Source organism: Micromonospora mirobrigensis (assembly GCF_900091555.1).
GTDB classification, from domain to species: domain Bacteria; phylum Actinomycetota; class Actinomycetes; order Mycobacteriales; family Micromonosporaceae; genus Micromonospora; species Micromonospora mirobrigensis.
Genome location: NZ_FMCX01000003.1, coordinates 1 through 22,272 on the forward strand (window position 1 = coordinate 1; position 22,272 = coordinate 22,272).

Genomic DNA, 22,272 nt, shown 5'->3' on the forward strand with positions numbered 1-22,272 from the left:
TCGCCAGTCCGGGGTATAAATCATAATTGGCACTGGCTTATCAAGCACCCTGTTGAGTTCTCAAAGAACAACCACACACCATCCAGAAGCTCTACTATTTCGTAGAACCCCCGTCCGGGGCAACCTCTCTAACTTACCCGGTCCGTTCCTTGTTGTCAACCTCGTGTCCGAGGCGATCAACTTGGTGCGGTCCGATCCACGCTGACGCACGCCGTACCCGGCGGTCGTTTCTGTCGTGGGAAGCGGCAGATCGGCCGATCGCCGCTTTCGCGGCCACCCGCCCGGCTCCCTGCCGGCTTCAGAACTCTACCCGGTCGGCTTCGCGATCGCAACTCCGTCGTCCGGAGTGTCTCGCACCGCCCAGCTCTTCAGCCCGGTTCGGCGTTCCCGCCACCGGCCTGGTGCCCGCTCTCGGCCGGTTTGTCCGGCCTCGCGCTTGCAGAGAGAAAGTTACGCGGCCGGCCGGCAGAAGGCAAATCAACATTCATCTTTCGGTCCGTCAGGTGTTCAGGGAGTCGAGAACGGGCCGCCAATGGCGGCCCGCCCCGAACTGCGGGGCGCGCACCGAACCCGTCGGGTGTGACGGCGTGCCAGAGTGTCAGGCATGGATTCCGCGCCCGTGCCGCCGGCGACGACGCTCGCCGAAGATGCCCTGCTCGGCCTGCTGCTGCCGTTCTGGCAGCTGGTGATCGGCGGCTTCGTGCTCGTCGTACTGGTGCTGTCGGTGGGACGCCTGGCCCGGCGCGGGCGCTCCCGGATGACCACCGCGTTGCTGGTGACCGCGGCGGCCATCGCCGGCTTCACCCTGATGGGTGTGCTGCTCCAGGTCTAGGCGGGGGTCAGGCGCCGATTCGCCAGGCTGGGCAGCTCGGCCCGGATGGTGCGCAGGCGGTCGAGGTCGAGCTCCACCACCGTCAGCCCGGTGCCGTCGGGCACCTGGGCCAGCACCGTTCCCCACGGGTCGATGACCATGCTGCGCCCGAAGCAGGTACGGCCCGGATCGTGATCGCCGGTCTGACCGGCTGCCGCCACGAAGCACTGGTTCTCGATCGCGCGGGCCCGCAGCAGGATCTCCCAGTGGTCCCGGCCGGTGTGCATCATGAACGCGGCCGGCACGACCAGCAGTTCCGCTCCCCCACTGGTGGCCAGTTCCCGGTAGAGCTCGGGGAAGCGCAGGTCGTAGCAGATCGACAGGCCAACCCTGAGCCCTTCGACGTCGACCACCACCGGCTGGTCACCGGGGGCGACGGTGGCGGACTCCCGGTAGGACACCCGCCCGGGGATCTCCACGTCGTACAGGTGGATCTTCCGGTAGCCGGCGGCCAGCGCTCCCGTGCGGTCGAACACCAGTGAGGTGTTCCAGGTGCGGTCCGGATCCGGTCCCGCCTCGTGGAAGGAGCCGGCGATCACCCAGATGCCGAGTCGTCGGGCGGTCTCGGCGAAGAAGGTGCCCACCACGCCGTCGACGCCCTCCGGCGTGGGCATGCCCGCCTCGCGGCCGAGGTAGTCGACGTACTCGGGAAGGACCGCCAGGTCGGCGCCGGCGGCCGCCGCGCGTTCCAGCAGCGTCTCCGCGGCGGCGAGGTTCGCCGCCCGGTCGTCGCGGGCGTTGAGCTGGCAGACGGCGACACGCATGACGCCAGGGTACGGATGGACAGCGGCGAGCGACAGCCTCAAGCCCGCGACGGGATCAGCGCGCCTGTGGGGCAGGCTGCGACGGCAGCCTGCCCCGTGGACGCGGCAGTGGCATCGGGCATCGGGGGGACGCCTCAGTGGCCCACACATGCGGAACGCGCCCGGAGTGACCCGGGCGCGTTCGGTGAAGCAGGTCAGGCGGACTTCTCCTCGCGGTCCCGGCGGGCCCGCCGGCCGGTGAACTCGCGCGGCACGATCGTCGGGTTGACGTTCTCCAGGACCACCTCACGGGTGATCAGCACGCGGGCGGCGTCGGGGTTGCTCGGCACCTCGTACATCACGGAGAGGAGGACCTCCTCCATGATGGCGCGCAGGCCACGGGCGCCGGTGCCGCGGAGCATGGCCTGGTCGGCGATCGCCTCCAGCGCCGGCGGCTCGAACTCCAGCTCCACCCCGTCCAGCTCGAAGAGACGCTGATATTGCCGGACCAGGGCGTTACGCGGCTCGGTGAGGATCCGCACCAGGGCCGACCGGTCCAGGCTGCGCACGTTGGTGATCACCGGCAGCCGGCCGATGAACTCCGGGATCAGCCCGAACTTGAGCATGTCCTCCGGCATCACCTGGCTGAAGATGTCGTCGGTGGAACGGTCCGAGATGGACCGGAGCCGGGCGCCGAAGCCGGTGCCGCCGGAGCCGGTACGGGCCTCGATGATCTGGTCGAGGCCGGCGAAGGCGCCACCGCAGATGAACAGCACGTTGGTGGTGTCGATCTGGATGAACTCCTGGTGCGGGTGCTTGCGCCCGCCCTGCGGCGGCACGTTGGCCACCGTGCCCTCGAGCATCTTCAGCAGCGCCTGCTGCACACCCTCGCCGGAGACGTCCCGGGTGATCGACGGGTTCTCCGACTTACGGGCGATCTTGTCGACCTCGTCGATGTAGATGATGCCGGTCTCGGCGCGCTTGATGTCGTAGTCCGCGGCCTGGATCAGCTTGAGGAGGATGTTCTCCACGTCCTCGCCGACGTAGCCCGCCTCGGTCAGCGCGGTGGCGTCGGCGATCGCGAACGGGACGTTCAACATCCGGGCCAGGGTCTGCGCCAGGTGGGTCTTGCCGCACCCGGTGGGACCGAGCAACAGGATGTTGGACTTGGCCAGCTCGACGGCGTCGCTGCCAGAGCCCGGCGCGCCGGCCGCCTCGGCCTGGATCCGCTTGTAGTGGTTGTAGACCGCGACCGCGAGCGCCTTCTTGGCTTGGTCCTGGCCGACCACGTAGTTGTCGAGGAACTGGCAGATCTCCATCGGCTTGGGAAGCTCTTCCCACTTCACCTCGCCGGACTCGGCCAGCTCCTCCTCGATGATCTCGTTGCAGAGATCGATGCACTCGTCGCAGATGTAGACCCCGGGGCCCGCGATGAGTTTCTTGACCTGCTTCTGCGACTTGCCGCAGAACGAGCACTTCAGTAGGTCGCCGCCGTCACCGATCCGTGCCACCTACGTTCTCCCTGCACTCATCGGCCGGTATGCCGGCCCTGACCCGCGGACGCCGAGCGCCCGTCCGTCCCGATCCGTTACCCGCCGGCCGAACCGGCGAAGCATCCGGACCCGACGTTACCCGCTGGCGGAGGTTTCTCCGACCCCCAAAACGGGTGTGTCAGAGGTCGGCCGGGAACGCGTCCCGGACCGACCTCCGACCCGAACTGCTCAGCTGGCCGCGTTGGCCGCCAGCAGACCCTTCTTGCGGCTGGTGAGGATGGTGTCCACCAGCCCGTACTCCTTGGACTCCTCGGCCGTCATGATCTTGTCACGGTCGATATCCTTGCGAACCTGGTCGATCGGGCGGTTGCAGTGCCGGGAGAGCATGTCCTCCAGCTGGGTCCGCATCCGCAGGATCTCCCGGGCCTGGATCTCGATGTCCGAGCCCTGCCCGTAGCCGCCCTCGGTGGCCGGCTGGTGGATGATGATCCGGGAGTTCGGCAGCGCCATCCGCTTGCCCGGCGTGCCCGCCGCCAGCAGCACCGCCGCCGCGCTGGCCGCCTGGCCCAGGCAGACCGTGGAGATGTCCGGCCGGACGTACTGCATGGTGTCGTAGATCGCCGTCATGGCGGTGAACGACCCACCCGGCGAGTTGATGTACATGATGATGTCGCGGTCCGGGTCGGTGCCCTCGAGCGTCAGCAGCTGCGCCATCACGTCGTTGGCCGAGGCGTCGTCCACCTGGACGCCGAGGAAGATGATCCGGTCCTCGAAGAGCTTGTTGTACGGGTTGGACTCCTTGACCCCGTACGAGGTGCGCTCCACGAACGACGGGAGCACGTAGCGGTTGTGCACCGCCGCGAACTGGGGCGGCAAACTCAGGTCGGTCATCGTCAGCTCCTCAGCTCAGGGTCCCGGCGCCTTCCGGAACCTGGGTGGCTCCGGTGATCACCTTGTCGATGAAGCCGTAGTCCACGGCCTCCTGGGCGGTGAACCAACGGTCGCGGTCCGAGTCGGCCTCGATCTGCGCGGGGCTCTGGCCGGTGTGGTGGGCGACCCGGTCCTGGAACATCCGCTTCGTGTAGAGCATCTGCTCCGCCTGGATCGCGATGTCGGCGGCGGTGCCGCCCATGCCGCCGGACGGCTGGTGCATCATGATCCGCGCGTGCGGGAGGGCGTACCGCTTGCCCTTGGTGCCCGCGCAGAGCAGCAGCTGGCCCATCGAGGCCGCCATGCCCATCGCCACCGTCGACACGTCGTTGTCGATGAACTGCATGGTGTCGTAGATCGCCATGCCGGAGTAGACCGAGCCACCCGGCGAGTTGATCCAGAGGTTGATGTCGCGGTCCGGGTCCTCCGCGGCGAGCAGCAGCAGCTGCGCGCAGATGCGGTTGGCGACCTGGTCGGTCACCTCGCTGCCCAGGAAGATGATCCGCTCCTTGAGCAACCGGTTGTAGACCGAGTCGTCGAGGTTGCCAATTGAGTCGCCACCGCGGGCCTCGATCGCCCGGAGCGGCTTCGCTGGGATGTGCATGTCGGTCATGGCAGCCCTTCGCTCTCCGTACCGTACTACCCGACACTAACCGCTCAGCCCTACGGCAGAGTCCCGGTCGGGGCACTGTTCGCTCTCAGCGCAGCTGCCCGGGGGACGTACCCGAGAAAGGGTTTCGGCCGCCGCCCGACCGGAAACCCGGCGGACGGCGGCCGTACCCGACGATCAGTGCTCGTGGGCGTGCTCGGCCTCGTTGGCGGCCCGCAGCGCGTCGAGGGTGACCTCGTTGCCGGCCGAGTCCTTGATCTTGATCTTCTCCATCACCGACGCGAGCGCCTTGCCGCGGCGGACGTCGCCGAAGACGGCCGCGGCGGCGCCGGAACGCACCAGCTGGTCGTAGTACTGCTGGGGCGCCATGCCGGCCCGCTGCGCCCGGTGCACGATCTCGTGGCCGAACTCGTCGTCGGAGACCTGGACGTCCTCGGCGTCGGCCAGCGTGTCCAGCAGCAGCTGGATCTTGACGCCGTCGGTCGCCGCCTCGGTCAGCTCGGCGTCGATCTGCTCCTCGGTCTTCTCCTCGGCGGCGAGGTAGTCCTCCAGGGAGGCGCCGATCCGCTCGAGCTGGTCGACCATGGCCGCCTTGCGGCTCTCGACCTCCTCCTTGACGACACCCTCGGGCGCCGGCACCTCGGCCGTCGCCACGAGCTGCTCGAGGGCCTTGTCCCGGGCGGCGTAGATCTGCTCGACCCGCTTGCCCCGCTCGACCCGCTCGCGGACGTCCGCGCGCAGCTCCTCGATGGTGTCGAACTCGCTGGCCATCTGGGCGAACTCGTCGTCCAGCTCCGGCAGCTCCTTCTCCTTGACCGTCCGCACGGTCACCGCCACGTCGGCGTCCCGACCGGCGAAGTCGCCGCCGACCAGCTGGGTGGTGAAGGTGGTGCTCTCCCCGGCGGAGAGACCGACGACGGCCTCGTCCAGCCCCGGCAGGAGCTGCTTGCTGCCGACCTCGTGCGAGATGTTGCTGGCCGAGCCGCCCGGCACCTCCTCGCCGTCGACGGTGGCGTTGAGGTCGAGCTGGATGTAGTCACCCTCCTGGGCGGCCCGCTCGACGGTCTTCAGCGTGGCGAACCGCTCCCGCAGGGTCTTGACCTGCTCGTCGATCTCGCTGTCGTCGATCTGGAGCTCGTCCACGGTCACCTCGACGGTGGCCGGGTCCGGCAGGGTGATCTCCGGGCGTACGTCGACCTCGGCGGTGAAGTTCAGCGAGTCACCGTCGTTGAACTCGGTGATCTCGACCTCGGGACGGCCCAGCGTCTTCAGGTCGTGCTCGCGGACCGCGGCGAGGATGTTCTGCGGGATGGCCTCCTGCACCGCCTCGTTGAGCACGGTGCCCCGGCCGACCCGCTGGTCGATGATCGCGGCCGGGATCTTGCCCCGGCGGAAGCCGGGGACCTGGATCTGCTGGCCGATCTCCCGGTACGCCTTCTTGAGGCTCGGCTCGAGCTCGACGAACGGCACCTCGATGGCGAGCCGCACGCGCGTCGGGCTCAGAGTCTCGACGGTGCTCTTCACAGGCGTACTCCTTGACGGATCTCAGTTGAGTCTGGTCGTGATTGCGCGCATCGAGTGTAGGCGAGCCGGCAGGCTGCTCTCGCAGCGCCCGGGGCACCCCGCGGGAAAACGGCGGCACTCCGGGCGACCCGGCCGCGAACGACTGTCGGGGTGGCGGGATTTGAACCCACGGCCCCTCGCTCCCAAAGCGAGTGCGCTACCAAACTGCGCCACACCCCGTGGCGAGGAGCAGTGTATGCCGTCCGCGCCCGTCGGAGGTGCCGGGGCGGCCGGCAACGCGCCGGAACGCCGCTCAGAATCGGCGCGGCCCACAGGCGCGTGCGCGCGCGACGGGCGGACCGGGTAGGCTGTCGGCGCGTCCCGCATCGTCGGGACGTGCGCGGGCGTAGCTCAATGGTAGAGCTTCAGTCTTCCAAACTGACTACGCGGGTTCGATTCCCGTCGCCCGCTCCACCTAAAACCCCTGGTCAGGGGCACCGCTTCCTACTTCAGAGCCTCAACCGAGGACCCCTGTGAGAGATCAACTCTCACGCTTATCTCACGGCAGCTACGGGGAGCCGCTTCTTCACACGCACGGCAGACCGCAGCGTGAGACCTGCTTGAGCCAGTGAATCGGCCTGCGAGTGGATGTAGGTCTTCATGGTGAACGCGGCGGACGAGTGACCCAGCCACGCGGAGATGACGGCGGTAGGCACTCCCCGCAGATGCATCAGCGTTCCGCAGGTGTGACGAGCGTCGTGCAGACGGATGACCGGCAGCCCTGCCGCCTTGGCCAGACGCTTGAACCTCTTGCTGTGTCCATCGGGCGGGTAGGGCCGTCCCAGCTCGTCCACACACACCAGGCCGTGATCCTCGTATGCGGGGCCGGCGGCCTTCCTCTCCTGCCGCTGTAGCTTCTGAAGCGCGGAGAGAGCAGACACCATCTCCTGATCCAGCGGGAGCGTACGTCTCCCCCGCTCACTCTTCGGTTGCTCGGCGTGGATCACCCCGTTCACGGATACCCGCGTCTCCTCAACCGTGATGGTCGGGGTACCAGCGGGGAAACCGTGCTCCCGAGCCCTGGTGCCCTTCAGGTCGACACCCGCCCACCGCATCCCGAGGACTTCGCCCCTACGCAGCCCACAGAGCGTCAGAAGCCACACGGGGTAGAGACGGTGCCCGGACACATGGTTCAGGAACGCAGCGGCCTCCTGAGCGGTCCACGTATCCGTCTGCTTCGGGGTGCAGGTGGGTCGCTCAACCAGGGTCACCACATTGCGGGGAGTAAGACCCTGCTTCACTGCCGAATCCAGCGCTTGAGAAAGCACGGTGAGAGCGCGGTTGACGGAGGTAGCCGTGAGGCCCGGATTGTTGGTGTGCCTAATCCGTCGACCGCTTGAGAGCATCCAGTCAACGGTTTCGTCCACCTGCGTCTTGGTGAGCTTCTGAACGGGCACGTTGCCCAGGCGTTCGGTGAAGGGCTTCAGATAGTTCGCGTACGTGTTGCGGGTACCAACCCGCAGGTTGCGCTTACCACCCAACCACGATTCAAGGTATGTAGCGAGAGTGAGGGCGGAGGGAAGAACCAACACCCCCGTAGCCTTCTGGGACTTCAGTCGTGCCCACTCTGCTTCAGCGGCCTTCTTGGTCGGGAACGTATAGGTCTTCTGAATCGGCTTGTCGGCGGCATCACGCCCAAGGCGCATGACGAACCGCCATCGAATCTCACCGCTCTTGAGCACGACCTTCTTAATGCACGTGTTCACGCTTCCCACCCTCCGCCATCAGCGAGAATCGGACGCTACCACAATCCATTACTATTACCTCCATGTCACTAACAATGCGAGTGCCGGACCCCAGGCGGAAGCCGACGCTTTCAATTCGTGAAACGGCGGCCCTGCTGAACATGGGGTTGAACAACACGTACGAGGCCGCCAGGAACGGGGAGATCCCGGCAGTCCGTATCGGTGCGCGCTGGTTGGTGCCAACAGCCAAGCTGCTGGACATGCTCGGGATTGATTGGAGCAAGCAGTCACCACCTCGCAAGAGAGTCAGGACTGTACGTTCCTGAACGTTTGAGAACGTCAAGTCTAGCACCTGCAATTAACTACTTGAATTGAGAGGAACCAGAGATGGCGCGGAAAGTGCAGCCGGAAACACTCGCCGTACGTGGTGCGTACCCGTGGAAGGAATGGACCGACGGCGAGACGTGGCAGCTTGAGCGGGGCAAGGACTACACCATCACCGACGAGGCCATGCGGGCACAGGCGTACTCGTACGCGTGCCGCAACGGGATGGTCGTACGCACAGGTGTGACCGAAGAAGGCGTGGTGCTCCGCTTCAACAAGCCCCTGCCGAAGAAGCGGGTTAAGAAGGTGAAGAGGCGGAGCCATGAGCAGCGGGTGGAAAAGCGGGAGCACAACACGGTGGCGCAGGATTCGGGAAGCAATCCTCTTGAGGGACAGCTACCGCTGCCAGATTCGGATACCTGGAACATGGACTACGCGCACAGGTCAGGTGAGGAAGTGCGCGGGGGTAGCTGACTGTGTGCATCACATTCGCGGGAAGAAGGCGGGAGATGCACACGACAATCTTCAAGCTGCCTGCTCCCCGTGCAACCTGAAGGTGGGAGACCCAACAACCAAGGGATCAGATCCACCATTGGTCACAGTAACCGACTGGGATTGAGACAGTGAACTACGTAGGCGCCTACCCTGCCCTGCTTAATCACTTCAACTCATCATCGGTTTTCCCCATCCAGGGCTAGGACCAACACCCCCGTCGTTCTGTTCCTTTTTTTGACGAGTTGAGGACAGCAAGTTATGACCAAGCCACTCAAGAGACTGCCTAGAAGGCCCACGACCATGACCGTTGCCGTCCGGCGTGCCCTGAAGGCAGCGGACCTCGACCCCAAGGACGACGGGGTTGTGGCCCTGGTGAAGGAGTACGCCCGGCTCATGGATGACGCCGTGCAGTTGGGCGGGCTGATCGAGGACGTACGGGCGGAGCTTGACGACGACGACAAGTCCGGGCGGAGGAAGCTCGCTCGGCTTGAGAAGGCGGTGACGGTCTACCAGACCACCAACGACCTCGGACCCAAGCTCCTCGCGGCTCTGAGCGCCCTGGGCCTCACTCCCGAGGCACGTGCGAAGGATCGAGGTGACAAGAATGCTTCGGCTGGTACCAACCCCCTCGGAAAGCTCATCGCCATCCACGGGGCCGCTTCTCGGAAGCACCCTGCCTAGGGTCTTCACCCCGCCACTGGTCACCGGAGATCCGGGGCCGTGCGGTTGCGGCTGTGCACTCACCCCCGACACCAGCTACGGGTTCGGGGTCGACGCGTTCGCCAGCGATGTACTCGGTGAACCGCTCGACCCTTGGGAGCGGTGGGCCGTCATCCACGCGGGCGAGGTGCTTCCTGACGGTCGTCCCCGCTTCCGTCAGGTGCTCATCCTCGTCGCGCGCCAGAACGGCAAGACGCACCTGCTTCGTGTCCTCAAGTTGTACTGGCTGTTCGTGGAGCAGTGGCCGGTGGTGCTCGGTACGTCGACCGACCGCACCTACGCCAAGAAGGACTGGCAGAAGCTCTGCGACATGGCGAAGGACAACCCGTACCTGCGGGCTGCCCTGCCGCAGCGCAAGAACCTCGGAGTCTGCACGCAGATCGGTGAGGAGGCACTGACAACAGCGGAGGGTTGTCAGTACACCTTCGCGGCCACCAACCGGCGTGCCGGCCGTTCGCTGTCCATCGACCGCCTGGTGATTGACGAGCTACGCGAGCACACCAACTGGGACACGTGGAACGCCGCGACGAACGCCATGAACGCCCGGCCGTTGGGGCAGGTCTACTGCATCACCAACCAGGGTGACGACACAGGCGTAGTGCTCGACTCCCTGCATGCGCGGGCACTTAAGGCCATCAAGTCAGGCAACACAGAGACGCGGCTTGGTCTGTTCGAGTGGAGCGCGCCGGATGGTGCGGACCTGATGGACCCGGACGCGTGGGCGGCAGCCAACCCGAACCTTGGCCGGCGGATCGACCCGGACAGCCTGCGCGAGGAACTTGAGCGCGCCAAGGAGAAGGGCGGGGAGGAAGAAGCCAGCGCGCGTACGGAGATCCTGTGCCAGCGGGTGAAGCAGTTGGACGGCGCGGTGGACGCACAGGCGTGGACCGACTGTCTTGAGGTGGGCAGCCTGAAGGAGCTGCGTTCGCGCGTAGCCCTGTGCGTCGACATCTCCCCCGACCGCAGACACGCCACCCTTGCCGCCGCAGCAGTGCAGACGGATGGACGTGCGCGGGTGGAGGTCGTCGCGTCCTGGTCCGGCATCGACGCCACCCAGAAGCTACGCGCCGAACTGCTCACGCACGTTCAGAAGATTAAGCCGCAAGCGTTCTGTTGGATGCCCAACGGACCGGCCGCAGCACTCACCGCGGAACTTCAGAAACGTAAGGGATCGCAGTCGTTCTGGCCGAGCAATATAGCTGTTGAAGAGATCCGCGCAGAAGTGTCGGCCGTGTGCATGGGTCTCAGTGAGTTGGTTGATGCGCGCCAGGTAGTACACAGCGGGCAGGAATTGTTAGACACCCACGTCACTTCAGCATCTAAGCTCTGGTCTGGGGATACGTGGCGCTTCAGCCGCAAGGGTGAGGGACATTGCGACGGCGCATATGCAGCGGCGGGCGCTATACATCTCGCCCGCACACTTCCCGCCCCTGTTGGTAAGCCAAGGCTAGTCATCAATACTGCGTGAAGTTAACCCCCAACTCCTATCGGTAAGATAGGCGTTATGGGATTTTGGCGGCGGTCGTGGCAGTGGCTCAGTGAGTCACCGAACGCGACCTTTTCAGAGAGCCAACCCCGACCTGTCGACCAACTGATTGTCGAGATGATGGGTCGGGGTTCGGCTCCTCGTGTTGGTCGCACGGAGGCGCTTTCCGTTCCCGCCGTTCAGCGTGGTCGGAACTTGATTTGCTCAATCGCAACTCTGCCTCTCGTGCAGTACGGTCCCGACCGGAGCGTGGTAACCAATCTGCTGCTTCAGCAGATCGACCCGGACGTGGCCAACGTGGTCACCCTCGCTCAGACGATCGAAGACCTGCTCTTCGATGGCCTGTCGTGGTGGCGCATCACCGGATTCGGTTGGGACGGCTACCCGACCAACGCACGGCATCTCGATGTCGGGAGCGTGTCGCTTCAGCCGCCCGCCGGTCGTTCCCCTGCTCCCCTGCCTGGTGGGCATGACCCGCGTGAGGCCGTCGTGTACGTGGACGGCCAGCCGGTGCCTGCCTCCGAGATGATCCGGTTCGACAGTCCCAACCCTGCCCTGCTGAAGGTGGCGGGCCGGGCGATTCGTCGCGCCATCCTTCTCGACCAGGCCGCCGCGATGTACGCCGACGAGCCAAGGCCGCTGGATTTCTTCACCCCGGCTGAAGGTGCGGACCCGGCGGACGACGCGGACATCAAGGAAATGCTTGAGGCATGGAAGCAGGCACGGAAGTCGCGGGGCACCGCGTACGTTCCTGCCGCCCTCAAGTACAACGCGGTGGATCAGCCAACGCCGGCCGACCTTCAGTTGGTTGAGCTTCAGAAGCGGGCGACTCTCGACATCGCCAATGCTCTGGGGCTCGACCCCGAAGACCTCGGACTTAGCACCACTTCGCGGACCTACCAGAACGCGACGGACCGGCGGCAGGACCGAATCAACGACGTGTTGAGCCCATACATGCGCTCAATCACTGACCGGCTGTCGATGGGCGACGTGACCAAGCGGGGGCACGTCGTGCGATTCGACTTGGACGACTACATGCGCGCCGACCCTCGCACGCGATGGGACGTGTACGAGAAGGCGCACACCATGGGGGCCATCACGGTGCCCGAGATTCGAGCCGAGGAGAACATGCCTGCACTCACTTCCACCCCGACCCCTACCGAGACCACCAGCGAGACGGAAAAGGCCGGCAGCGTGGACGTGAAGGCGTCCAACGACACGGCACTGAATCTGTCCACCGATGAGAAGTCGGGAATGGTGTTCACCGACGTTCCTTCGTCCACCTTCTCGGTTGATGAGGGCAAGCGGGAAATCATCGGCCTTGCCGTTCCGTACGGCAGGGTCGCGGTGAACATGTTCCGCAAGTGGCGGTTCGACGCCGGGTCGCTGAAGTTCGCGGACCTGGGTCGCGTGAAGCTCCTGCGCGACCACGACCGCAGTCAGGCCATCGGCCGTGCGGTCGAGATGACCGAGACGCCGGATGGCGTGGTCATGAAGTTCCGGGTTGCTCGCGGTCCCGAGGGTGACCGTGCGCTTGCCCTTGCCGCAGACGGCGTTCTGGACGGGCTCAGCGTCGGCGTCGACTTCGACATGGCGACGGACACCGTTCCCGACCCGAGCAACAAGGGCGTGACCCTCGTGCGTCGCGCCGACCTTCGTGAGGTGTCGCTGACCGCGATGCCCGCATTCGATGACTCTCGCGTGACCAGCGTGGCCGCGAGTCGAGATGGAGGAACCGAGATGAAGTGCGCCACGTGCGGGCAGATCCACGCGGAGGGCGTGGCGTGCACCGCAACCACCACCGCCGTCACCGAGCAGCCGACCACCAACGGCGGCACCTTCGACGCTGACGCCATGACCAAGGCGTTCATGGCCGCGCTTCAGGGCGTCAACCAGAAGCCGGCGGAGACCGAGCAGCGCCAGGTGGTCAACCCGACCCGCCTGACCGCCAGCGTCACCAGTGAGGCCCTGCCGTACCGGTTCGACCGTGGCGGGAACTTCCTGCCGACCGAGCACGTCTTCTCGGCGGACCTGCACGCCATGTCGCTGTCGAACGACCAGTACGGCACCGAGACGGATGCCGGCAAGCGGGTCATGTCTCTGCTTCAGGCCGCGTTCGCCGACACCCGCACCACCGACGTCACCGACCTGAACCCGACCATCCAGCGGCCGGACATGTACGTGGATCAGCGGGACTACCGCACGCCGCTGTGGAACATGGTGAAGAAGGGTGCTCCGCCGAACGGCGTCAACCCGTTCCGCTTCCCGAAGTTCAGCGCGGCCAGCGGTCTGGTGGGTGACCACACCGAGGGCGTGGAGCCGGCCAGCGGTTCGTTCGACGCGACCGGGCAGACGGTGACCCCGACCGCCCTGAGCGGCAAGGCGTCCATCACCCGCGAGGTCTGGGACATGGGCGGCAACCCGGCCGTCTCGACCCTCATCTTCAACCAGATGCTCCGGGGCTACCGCGAGGGTCTGGAACAGGCCGTCGCCACGTTCCTCAACACCCTGACCGCCGCTGCCGACATCAACCTGAACACGGGTGCCACCGCCGGTTCCGCCCCGACCTCGGCGCAGCTCGCGGGTAACTGGGAGGCGGCGCTTGCCGACCTTCAGTTCATCCGGGGCTACGACTTCGACGCGTTCGCCTTGGAGGCCAACCTCTACAAGGCGTTCGTGGCCGCGAAGGACAGCTCCGGTCGGCCGCTGTACCCGATCATCGCGCCGGCCAACGCCAACGGTTCCGCCGCGTCGCGGTTCCGCACGCTGGACCTCGCGGGTGTCGTCGGCGTTCCGTCGTGGGCGCTCACCGCGACTCCGGGCAGCGTGAACAACTCGTGGCTGTTCGACTCCTCGACCGTCCACGCGTGGGCTTCCGCGCCGCAGCGGTTGGAGTTCCCGGGCACCAAGCCGACCGACGGCAGCTACGCGCCGGTCGCGTGGATCGACATCGCCATCTGGGGCTACAAGGCGTTCGCCAACAGCGACATCGGCGGCGTGCGTCAGGTCACCTACGACACCACCACCTGATCCGGCACTTCACAACCTGAAGGGAGGTGACCGTCATGGGCATCATGGCGACTGCCAGCACCAGCGTTCTTCTGCCGGTGGGTGGCCTGTGGGTTATCGAAGTGAAGACGACCGACAGCGACGGGTACGCGGTCGACAGCGCTCCGTCCGTGACGGTCACCCTTCCCGGTGGCACCACGTCCGCGCCAACCGTGGGGCAGGTGACCACGGGCCGGTATCGAGTCGAGTACATCGCCTCAACCACCGGTCGCTACGTGGCGCGGGTGGTGTCGGCAACGCACGGGGCCGTGGACTTCGCGGCCTACGTCGCTGCCACCACGGCGGGAACGGGGATGCCGACCACCGATGACGTGGCCGCTTATCTCCGTGAATCAGCCGCGTCGTGGTCAACGGACGACCTGCAAGACGCTCTGGACGCTGAGAGCGCAGCTCAGCGTTCCGTGTGCCGCGTGGGTGCCGTCTACCCCGACGACCTCCGCCAGGCGCTTCTACGGCGCGTACAGCGGAACCTCTCCATGCGCCAACTTCCACTCGCGGTCCTGACGGGGGATGCCGACACGGGGGCGTCCATCCTTCCCGGCCGTGACCCGGAGGTGCGCAGGCTTGAGGCGCCGCATCGAAAGCTGGTGATGGGCTGATGTTGGCTGAGTTCAGAACCACCATCGCCGGCGCACTGAGCACGGTTGAGGGAGTGAACGGGTACGCGTACCGGCCCGCCACTCCCCGACCGGGCGACGCATGGCCCTTGCTCGGTTCCCTCGAACGTTCCGAGGGCGTGAGCTTCTACGTCACGTGGCGGGTGCTCATCTTCCTGCCGCAGGACGAGCGAGCCGCGTCCGACTGGATCGACGCCAACTACGAGGCCGTGGTTGATGCGTTGGAACCGGTCGGCTTCGTGGACCGCATCGAACCGGTGGCACTCAACGCCAGCGGCTCTGACCAACTCGCACTTCAGATCCTCATGAGAGGGGAATAACCATGCCCGCTGCAACCGGGGCGCACGTCTTCCGCAACGCCATCGTCACCGTCGAGGCGGTGCAGTACGCCAACCAGGTCACCAAGGCCCGGCTCGTTCCCGACACCCCGATCCAGACCGTTCGGACCCTGGTGCCGGACGGCGTGGTTCAGGACGTGGACTCGACCGTCTGGACCTTCGAGATGTCCGGGCTTCAGATCAACGGCACGGGTGGTCTGGCCAAGGCTCTTCGTGACGCTGCGGGGACCGAGGTCGACGTGACCCTTCAGCTCAAGGCCGGCACCGGTCAGCCGACCGCGACCTTCACCATCATCGCTCTCGCCCCGGAGTTCGGCGGGGAGCAGGGCAGCTACCTCACGCAGGAGATGACCTTCCCCGTGGTGGGTGCTCCTGTCTTCGGCACGAGCGCGTAAGGGGAATTCACGATGGCAAGCCTTCTGGTGGAGCTGCACGCGGAGATGGAGGACGGCACCGAGCACGACGTGGTTGCCGACCAGCGCGACGTAGCCAAGTGGGAGATCCAGGACTTCGGGTGCCCGTTCGACAACATCCACACCCGGCCGCTCCTGGCGTACCGGTGGCTCGCATGGTCCGCCATGAGTCGCCGCGGACTTACCTCCCTCAAGTGGGATGAGTTCGACGCGCAGTGCATCGAGGTCCGCGACCAGGACCACGACGAGGAGGACGGCGCGTCCGGTGATGGCACTCTCCCTGGCCACACGGCTCCGTAAGGAGGGAACTGGTCATCCTCGCTGAGGTGACCGGACAACCGCTTACGGGGCCGGGCGGACTCCTGACGTGGGAGCCGCGAGACATCGCAACGCTCGAAGAGTGGCTAGACGACAAGGCCGACGCAGCAAAGGACGCAGCACGGAGGGGGTGAGGCAGATGGGCACTTCATTCGATGAACTGATCCGCGACCTTCGGAAGTTCGAGGGCCGGAAAGAAGTCACGAAGCAACTACGCGCCGAGATTCGCAAGCCCATCCCCTCCGTCCGCGCGGCCATCAAGCGCCGGGCACTGGCCACCCTCCCGAAGAGCGGTGGACTCAACGTCTGGGTGAGCAGGACCAAGGTGACCGCCAAGGTTCTGCTCACCGGGCGTGCTGCCGGTGTGCGCCTCAAGGGTGGGCGCAACAGCAGTGGCAACCGATCTGACGTTCGCCGGATTGATGCCGGCAAGGTGCGTGCGCCGTCGTGGGGCCGGCGGGGCAGGGACGCATGGCACAGCCAGCAAGTCCCCAGCGGCTTCTTCACGGAGCCGGCTACCGAGGTCGACCAGTGGCGGAAGGCATGTGAGAAGGCCGTGGACAAGGCAGTGGAGGTGATCCGCCGTGGCTAGGGATGTCGAGATTGACGTGATGCTCCGCGACAAGACGGGGCCGGGGGTCACGTCCGTAGAGCGGAACCTCAAGCGAGCCAACGAGGAGTCGAAGAAGAGCAGTTCGGCCATCGGCAAGGTGGTGGCCGACTATCACAAGGGCTTCAGCAAGTTGGGCACCGCAGCGGCGCGGTGGGCCAACTCGGGTAACAGCTCAAGCAAGAAGTTCGTTCGTGGGCTCGTCAGCGGGATGGACGCGCTTGCCAGCCTGGGTAGCTCCATCGGTGGTGGCCTGTCCAAGGCCATCTCTGCCGCTGGTCCTCACGTCCAGGTCGCCATGGGCGCTGTGTTGGTCGGTGCGGCCGTAGCGGCAGCGCCGGCTATCGCGGGTGCCATCGTGGGTGGCGCGGCCCTTGGCGGCGTCGTGGGCGGCCTCATCATCGCCAGCAGGGATGCAAGGGTCGCGGGGGCCTTTGACAACCTGAAGGAAGAGATCGGGTCAGGGCTACAGGACGCGGCGAAGCGGTTCATCCCCGCAGCACTTGATGCCGTCAACGTAGCCAGATCAGCGTTCCGGGGGATGCTCCCCGACCTGAAGCGTCTGTTCGACGTCTCGGCTACCTGGGTCGCTCCCCTGACTCGCTCCATCGGTCGTGCGGCGCAGTCGATGCTGTCCGGCATCACGCAGGCCGTCACCAAGGCTGGTCCCATCATCGCGGCCATCGGTCAGGGCATCGAGATGATCGGCAAGTCGGTGGGCAACATGTTCGCCAGCCTGTCCGACAACGGCGCGTCCATGGGCCTGGCGCTGAAGGGCGTGTTCATCCTCATCGCCAGTTCGATCGACAACGCCGGCAGGGCATTGAACTTCCTCGTCGAGGCGTTCGAGTTCTTCGTCAACAAGATCCCCGGTGGCAAGAAGCTGCTTGATGGGATGAAGGCCAGTCAGGACGGCACGAAGACCAGCGCCTACAACCTGGCCGGTGGGTTCCAGGCTCTTGCCAGCGACTCCAACGCGGCGGCGGCAGGTATCACCCGGCTCAAGGAGAAGGCCGACAACCTCGTAGACAGCAACATCAGCCTGCGTGAGGCGCAGATCGCCTCCCGTAACGCCATCTCCGAAGCGACTGAGACCCTGAAGCGCAACGGCAAGGCGCATGGCGATGTGACGAGGAAGGGCCGGGAGAACGAGTCCGCCCTACTCGCGCTGGCGACCGCCTTCAACAGCGAGGCGACGGCCGGTGAGAAGAGCGGCATCAGCGCGGAGCGGGCGAGCAACAAGTACCACAACAACCGCGCCGCACTGATCGCCATGGCGGAGAAGGCCGGCTACTCCAAGACTCAGGCGGCGCGTCTGGCGGCACAGCTTCTCAAGATTCCGAACAACGTCCACACGGACATCAACGCCGACACTCGCGCGGCCTCTGCCGCAGTGACCAGCTTCCAGAAGCGGGTTAACAACCTCAGGGGCAAGACGGTCACCGTCACGGTGCGCGTGCAGAGCAACGGCAACCACTACATCCCCGGCGTCGGCACGCAGCTCAAGAACGCCGGCACCGCTTCGTGGATGGATGCCAGCGGCGGCAACACCACTTCGCGGGTCGGCGGGCCTCGGGAGACGGTGAAGCTCGACAACACCGTCAACGTCGCTCTGGACGGTGCGCCGTTCTACGCCTACACCGCCCGCGCCATCAACGAATCAGAGCGCCGTACCGCGTGGCGGCAGAAGGTGGGGAGGCGGTAACCATGGGCGTCGTAGACACCTTCGGGCGCAGCGTCACGGGTGGTTGGGGTACCTCGGACTCGGGATCAGTCTGGGCAGTCTCAACCGTGGGTGGTGGCTCGTCCGCTGACTTCAACGTCGGAGGCTTCGTCTCCGGCAAGGGCACCCACTCGCATGGCGGAACTAACCGATACATGCGCTCAGTCGTAGCCAGCGCCAACATCCAGGACCCCGATCAGGTGATGGACCTGGCTATCTATTCCCCGTTCGTCACCGGTGCCGCAGTGGTGATGGGAGTCGTGGGCCGGTACCAGGACGCCAACAACTACTACTGGCTGCGCACGGAGTTCAACGCCGGAAGCTCCAACATCCAGCTCAAGATCAGCAAGGTCGTCGGCGGAACCGATACTCAGATTGCCAACGTCAATCCGCTCCCTGGTCTTAGCTACGGCCTCAGCGCGGTACGCATGCGGGCTCGAATCATCGACGACATGCTTCAGATCAAGGCGTGGCCGGCTTCAGGAAGTGAACCGGCTAGCTGGAACCTCACCGCGTACGACAGCACGTTCAGCGCGGCGGGCGGCGTAGGTATTCAGTCGTGGGTGGTCGGTGGCAACACGAACTCCATGCCGTTTCCGATCACCTACGACAACTACAACGCGGACGAGAACATCACGCCGGTTGTCTTGTCCGCCGTCGCGCAGGATGTGTGGCCGACGCGCGTGCTGGTGTCGCTGACGGGCATCACGGTGGGCAGCTCGGTGGCGCTGTACCGGGTAGTCGGCGGTGAACGCACTCTGGTGCGCGCAGGAATCGGCAGCACCGTGACGGACAAGTCCTTCCTTCGTGTGGATGCGGAGTTGCCCTTCGGGGAGCCGGTGTCGTACGTCGCGGTGGTGAACGGAACCACGGAGTACACCACCGCTCCCGTCACCTACGCACTTGATGGCGGCAAGGTTGCCGTCACCGATGCCATCACCGGCAACGCGGCGGAAGTCGTCATCACCGCATGGGATGAGAAGTCGTACGAGCGGCAGTCATCGGTGTTCAAGGTGGGCGGGCGCAACGTCGTGGTGTCCGGCGATATCGGCATGTTCGAGGGCGATATCGAGCTGCTGACCGAGACCGATTCAGCGCGTGAGAACCTGACCGAGCTTCTGACCAACGCCACGGAAGGCGCGGTGCAGATCCGGCAGCCAGGCGGATACGCGGGCGTTGACTCCTACGCCGTAGTCACGCGGGTGGCGGAGCGGCGCTTCAGCCAGGACGGCAGCGACCAGCGCCGGTACTTCACCCTCAGTGTCGCTGAGGTCGAGAGCTGGGCACCCGCGATGGAGGCACGAGGCTTCACGCTCCAAGACATCGCCAACGCCTACACGGGGCTGGTCCTGGCAGACATCGCGGCCGACTACGCCACGCTGCTGGACATCGCGCAGGGGGACTTCTCATGATCCCGCTGTCGACCGTCGCTCAGTCCGTGCTCACCCGCTCCTTCAAGTACAAGCTGCGGGTCGAGTCGTGGCTTGGCCCCGACCTTCTTGCCGATGACGTACCGGTCAGTTCAGCCAGTGAAGAGGCTGACCGTTCGTTGCGGGTGCCGGAGCGAGTCACCCTGACCATCCCCCGGCTTTCCGGCGGTACGTCCTGGTCCCCGGTCACCGACAACCACCCGCTTGCCGCCAACGGTCAGCGGTTGCGGGTGCAGCTCGGCATCGGAGTCGGTGGCGGGCAGATGGAGTGGATTCAGCGGGGATGGTTCGTCATCCAAGAGTCGGTCGCTGAAGGCGACACAGTGAACGTCTCTGCTGTCGGCCTGCTTTCACTTGTTGAAGAGGCTCGGTTGGTCTCTCCGTTCCAGCCGTCCGGCACCCTCGTGTCCACCCTCCGTGGGTTGGTGGAGCCCACCGTGACCGTGGTCGTAGACAACGGCCTGACGGACCGTGCGGTGCCGTCCGGCATCAACTACGACGACGACCGCCTTGGGGCCGTCATGGAGCTTCTGGACGCGTGGGGAGCCGACGCCTACGTGACCGAGGACGGGTACCTTCTCGCCACACCCATGGGGCCGAGCATGACGCCGGTTCTGAGCCTGACCGATGGGGCCGGCGGCACGGTGATTCAGGCCAGCGGTGCCAGCACGCGGGAGAACGCCTACAACGTCGTCGTAGCGCGAGGAACCACGGCGGACGGTGGTCAGGTCCAGGGCGTCGCCTACAACTACACGGGGCCGAAGGGCTACGGGGGCTACTTCAACCCGTTGCCTGTCCCGTACTTCTACGAGTCGCCCCTACTGACCACCGTCGCGCAGTGCAACTTGGCGGCGCGCACGGTGCTGTCCCGCCTCAATCGCTCCACCGCCAAGGAGTTCCGAGTCGAGATGGTGCCGCATCCGGCCCTTCAGGCGGGCGACACGGTGCAGATCACGACCGACGACTACCCCAACCTGCTGTGCGTGGTTGAGGCGCTGACGTTGCCGTACAAGGCAGATGGCGGCGTTCAGACCCTCAAGTTGAGGAGCCTGGCATGAGTTCCCTTCTGGCGACAGCCAAGACCGCCAAGAGCGGGACCACCGTCACCGCGATCGTCAACGGCATCACCACCACGGTTCAGGTCGCACGGGATCTGTCCGTGGCGGCGGGAGACATCCTGTTGGTGGAGCGGGTCGGGGCGCAGTGGTTCGCCTACGCGGCAGTGTTCACTGTCCCCGCCGGTCCGGCACCGGTACCGGTTGAGGACGAGAACCAGACGCCACCACCGCCCAAGCCGGTCATCACCACTGGCAGCCTGGTGGTGAGTCCCGTAGAGACGCGCTCCTACCGCAACGGCACCTGGCGTACGGACAACGACGACGTGTACCAGGGCCAGTACGGAGGATGGGGCAACCACACGGGTTGCGTCTTCTACGGCACCAAGCCGGCAAGCCTGGTAGGCGCCACCGTCACCAGCGCGGTTATCAACGTCAAGCGGGTCAGCGCGGGCGTGTATGCGGCGCAGCCGACGACCATGCGGCTGGTGACGGAGAAGACCCGGCCGACGGGAGCACCCACCCTCGGTTCGTCCACGGCGGGACCGTCGCTAGCGGTTGGTTCCTCTGCGACGTTCACCATCCCGACTTCATGGGCTCAAGCAATGGTCAACGGCACGGCGGGAGGACTGGCGTTCTACGACGCAACCGGTTCGCCCTATGTGCGTTTCGCGGGACGCGGTTCCTGGTCTCCCGCTTTCACGATGACAATCGCGTGGCAGAGAGGATAACGACATGCCCACCACCAGCAAGGGACTCACCTACCCGACTTCCACGGGACACGCGCGGATCTGGGAGCACATCCAGACGCTTGCTCAGGACGTCGACCGGGTCATCACCAAGCCTGCCATCGGCAAGGCGTCCAACACCGTCTCGCAGAGCAGCATCACCACGGAAGCCGTGTCGCTGACGGTCAGCAGCATGGTCTTCAAGGCGGGGTGGGCGTACCGGGCGTACATCCGAACCGCTGTGTACGGCACGGTTGGCGCACAGGTCGCGTTCCGTCTGCGCAAGACCAACGCCACCGGCACCGACCTCGGCGAGTTCGGCCGTGTGACCTGTGATGGCACCGTGGTTGGCTCGTCCGCGATGGTCAACGGCTCCATCGTCCTGGTCCGGTCTGCCGGTACGGATCTCACGACCGACGTGGTTCTCACGGTCAGTGCGTCCACAGGAACAGTCAACTGTTGGGCGGGCACTTCCTCGCCCCGCTATCTCATCATCGAGCCAATCGGCACCGCCGCCGAATATGCCGGCCTCGGCGTTGACGTAAACTGATCGCACAACTAAATAGGAAGCGCGGAGCCTTAGGGATGGGGCTCCGCGCTTCTGCGTTTCAGGAACTAAATGCTGCGTCGGTTGAGTCTCAGCTTCTCCATCCTTTGCGTACGGAACTTGTCAATCACAAGTGCCGCGTTGTCGAGACGGGGACAACCCTCGGGTGTGCACTTCGAGCACAGGTTGCGTTCGTGGAACTCGATGCAGTACGACGCCAGCGTCACCGCGAAGGGCACCTGACGGATCACCTCACCCATCGCGCGGCTCCGTCCTGCGGGCGTGCGGGAGAGTCACCCATGCTCCTGCGCGGCCGGGGTAGCTGCCTGGCCATCGGTTGCCGGAGTTACGGCGCACCAGGGCTTCACGCGCGGCCTGTGGCGAGAGAGCACCGGATCGGGACGGGTAGGCCGTAGCTGGTCCCGTCTGGTCCAAGGGCGGGGCAGGACGCTTCCTGAACGGCCAGATCCTCATGGCTGCACTCCCGTGGGCAGGTTTGGCTTG

Annotated in this window: 23 protein-coding genes and 2 tRNA genes; 17 read left to right on the plus strand and 8 right to left on the minus strand. The window is 65.7% G+C overall.

Annotated elements, in window-relative coordinates:
* The first annotated feature begins 604 nt into the window (after positions 1 to 604).
* On the plus strand, positions 605 to 832 hold the full coding sequence (locus GA0070564_RS11095) for a hypothetical protein (RefSeq protein ID WP_091607191.1): 228 nt from the start codon (positions 605 to 607) through the stop codon (positions 830 to 832).
* Here the strand turns inward: GA0070564_RS11095 and GA0070564_RS11100 are convergent.
* From GA0070564_RS11100 to GA0070564_RS11125, 6 genes are all read right to left on the minus strand, one after another.
* On the minus strand, positions 829 to 1,635 hold the full coding sequence (locus tag GA0070564_RS11100; RefSeq protein WP_091607195.1) for a carbon-nitrogen hydrolase family protein: 807 nt from the start codon (positions 1,633 to 1,635) through the stop codon (positions 829 to 831). The genes GA0070564_RS11095 and GA0070564_RS11100 overlap by 4 nt on opposite strands.
* Before the next feature lie 194 nt (positions 1,636 to 1,829).
* Positions 1,830 to 3,125: an ATP-dependent Clp protease ATP-binding subunit ClpX gene (clpX, locus tag GA0070564_RS11105; RefSeq protein WP_091607199.1), complete on the minus strand. Its 1,296-nt coding sequence runs from the start codon at positions 3,123 to 3,125 to the stop codon at positions 1,830 to 1,832.
* A gap of 210 nt (positions 3,126 to 3,335) precedes the next feature.
* A complete protein-coding gene (locus GA0070564_RS11110) occupies positions 3,336 to 3,998 on the minus strand; it encodes an ATP-dependent Clp protease proteolytic subunit (protein ID WP_088972765.1) in 663 nt (220 codons plus the stop codon).
* 10 nt (positions 3,999 to 4,008) lie between these two features.
* A complete protein-coding gene (locus GA0070564_RS11115; protein ID WP_088972766.1) occupies positions 4,009 to 4,650 on the minus strand; it encodes a ClpP family protease in 642 nt (213 codons plus the stop codon).
* Between the two features lie 174 nt (positions 4,651 to 4,824).
* Entirely contained in the window at positions 4,825 to 6,171 is a 1,347-nt protein-coding gene (tig, locus tag GA0070564_RS11120; protein WP_091607203.1) for a trigger factor, read from the minus strand.
* Positions 6,172 to 6,316: 145 nt separating this feature from the next.
* A tRNA-Pro gene (locus GA0070564_RS11125) sits at positions 6,317 to 6,390 on the minus strand.
* A 160-nt stretch (positions 6,391 to 6,550) separates the two neighbouring features.
* Between GA0070564_RS11125 and GA0070564_RS11130 the strand changes: the two genes are divergently transcribed.
* Positions 6,551 to 6,624: transfer RNA gene (locus GA0070564_RS11130), tRNA-Gly, on the plus strand.
* Between the two features lie 80 nt (positions 6,625 to 6,704).
* On the opposite strand, the gene GA0070564_RS11135 is transcribed toward GA0070564_RS11130, so the two are convergent.
* The gene (locus GA0070564_RS11135) at positions 6,705 to 7,916 is read right to left on the minus strand and encodes a tyrosine-type recombinase/integrase (protein WP_141714752.1); all 1,212 of its coding nucleotides are present in this window, start codon (positions 7,914 to 7,916) and stop codon (positions 6,705 to 6,707) included.
* 74 nt (positions 7,917 to 7,990) lie between these two features.
* On the opposite strand from GA0070564_RS11135, the gene GA0070564_RS30460 reads away from it, so the two are divergent.
* From GA0070564_RS30460 to GA0070564_RS11210, 15 genes are all read left to right on the plus strand, one after another.
* Positions 7,991 to 8,221: a helix-turn-helix domain-containing protein gene (locus GA0070564_RS30460; protein ID WP_141714774.1), complete on the plus strand. Its 231-nt coding sequence runs from the start codon at positions 7,991 to 7,993 to the stop codon at positions 8,219 to 8,221.
* 61 nt (positions 8,222 to 8,282) lie between these two features.
* A complete protein-coding gene (locus GA0070564_RS11145; RefSeq protein WP_091607216.1) occupies positions 8,283 to 8,693 on the plus strand; it encodes a hypothetical protein in 411 nt (136 codons plus the stop codon).
* Between the two features lie 279 nt (positions 8,694 to 8,972).
* On the plus strand, positions 8,973 to 9,395 hold the full coding sequence (locus tag GA0070564_RS11150; RefSeq protein WP_141714753.1) for a terminase small subunit: 423 nt from the start codon (positions 8,973 to 8,975) through the stop codon (positions 9,393 to 9,395).
* Positions 9,396 to 9,594: 199 nt separating this feature from the next.
* A complete protein-coding gene (locus tag GA0070564_RS11155) occupies positions 9,595 to 10,902 on the plus strand; it encodes a terminase (RefSeq protein ID WP_245669920.1) in 1,308 nt (435 codons plus the stop codon).
* A gap of 138 nt (positions 10,903 to 11,040) precedes the next feature.
* Positions 11,041 to 13,950 carry a phage portal protein gene (locus GA0070564_RS11160; protein WP_281182154.1) on the plus strand — a complete coding sequence of 970 codons (2,910 nt, stop codon included), beginning with the start codon at positions 11,041 to 11,043 and terminating at the stop codon, positions 13,948 to 13,950.
* Between the two features lie 35 nt (positions 13,951 to 13,985).
* Positions 13,986 to 14,588, plus strand: coding sequence for a hypothetical protein (locus tag GA0070564_RS11165; RefSeq protein WP_141714754.1), 603 nt, complete (start codon positions 13,986 to 13,988; stop codon positions 14,586 to 14,588).
* Positions 14,588 to 14,926 (plus strand): hypothetical protein, encoded by a 339-nt coding sequence (locus GA0070564_RS11170; RefSeq protein WP_091607236.1) that lies wholly within the window; start codon positions 14,588 to 14,590, stop codon positions 14,924 to 14,926. The genes GA0070564_RS11165 and GA0070564_RS11170 overlap by 1 nt, the downstream gene beginning before the upstream one ends.
* A gap of 2 nt (positions 14,927 to 14,928) precedes the next feature.
* The gene (locus GA0070564_RS11175) at positions 14,929 to 15,339 is read left to right on the plus strand and encodes a phage tail protein (protein WP_091607239.1); all 411 of its coding nucleotides are present in this window, start codon (positions 14,929 to 14,931) and stop codon (positions 15,337 to 15,339) included.
* A gap of 12 nt (positions 15,340 to 15,351) precedes the next feature.
* The gene (locus GA0070564_RS11180; RefSeq protein ID WP_141714755.1) at positions 15,352 to 15,657 is read left to right on the plus strand and encodes a hypothetical protein; all 306 of its coding nucleotides are present in this window, start codon (positions 15,352 to 15,354) and stop codon (positions 15,655 to 15,657) included.
* Positions 15,658 to 15,814: 157 nt separating this feature from the next.
* Positions 15,815 to 16,267: a hypothetical protein gene (locus tag GA0070564_RS11185; protein ID WP_141714756.1), complete on the plus strand. Its 453-nt coding sequence runs from the start codon at positions 15,815 to 15,817 to the stop codon at positions 16,265 to 16,267.
* A complete protein-coding gene (locus tag GA0070564_RS11190; RefSeq protein ID WP_091607251.1) occupies positions 16,260 to 17,990 on the plus strand; it encodes a hypothetical protein in 1,731 nt (576 codons plus the stop codon). Before GA0070564_RS11185 ends, GA0070564_RS11190 begins: the two co-directional genes overlap by 8 nt.
* A 2-nt stretch (positions 17,991 to 17,992) precedes the next feature.
* Positions 17,993 to 19,420 carry a hypothetical protein gene (locus GA0070564_RS11195; protein WP_141714757.1) on the plus strand — a complete coding sequence of 476 codons (1,428 nt, stop codon included), beginning with the start codon at positions 17,993 to 17,995 and terminating at the stop codon, positions 19,418 to 19,420.
* Entirely contained in the window at positions 19,417 to 20,496 is a 1,080-nt protein-coding gene (locus GA0070564_RS11200) for a DUF5047 domain-containing protein (protein WP_091607258.1), read from the plus strand. Before GA0070564_RS11195 ends, GA0070564_RS11200 begins: the two co-directional genes overlap by 4 nt.
* Positions 20,493 to 21,224, plus strand: coding sequence for a hypothetical protein (locus tag GA0070564_RS11205; RefSeq protein WP_091607263.1), 732 nt, complete (start codon positions 20,493 to 20,495; stop codon positions 21,222 to 21,224). The genes GA0070564_RS11200 and GA0070564_RS11205 overlap by 4 nt, the downstream gene beginning before the upstream one ends.
* A 4-nt stretch (positions 21,225 to 21,228) precedes the next feature.
* The gene (locus tag GA0070564_RS11210) at positions 21,229 to 21,771 is read left to right on the plus strand and encodes a hypothetical protein (protein WP_091607269.1); all 543 of its coding nucleotides are present in this window, start codon (positions 21,229 to 21,231) and stop codon (positions 21,769 to 21,771) included.
* Positions 21,772 to 21,836: 65 nt separating this feature from the next.
* On the opposite strand, the gene GA0070564_RS11215 is transcribed toward GA0070564_RS11210, so the two are convergent.
* Entirely contained in the window at positions 21,837 to 22,028 is a 192-nt protein-coding gene (locus GA0070564_RS11215; RefSeq protein WP_091607273.1) for a hypothetical protein, read from the minus strand.
* Between the last annotated feature and the right edge of the window lie 244 nt (positions 22,029 to 22,272).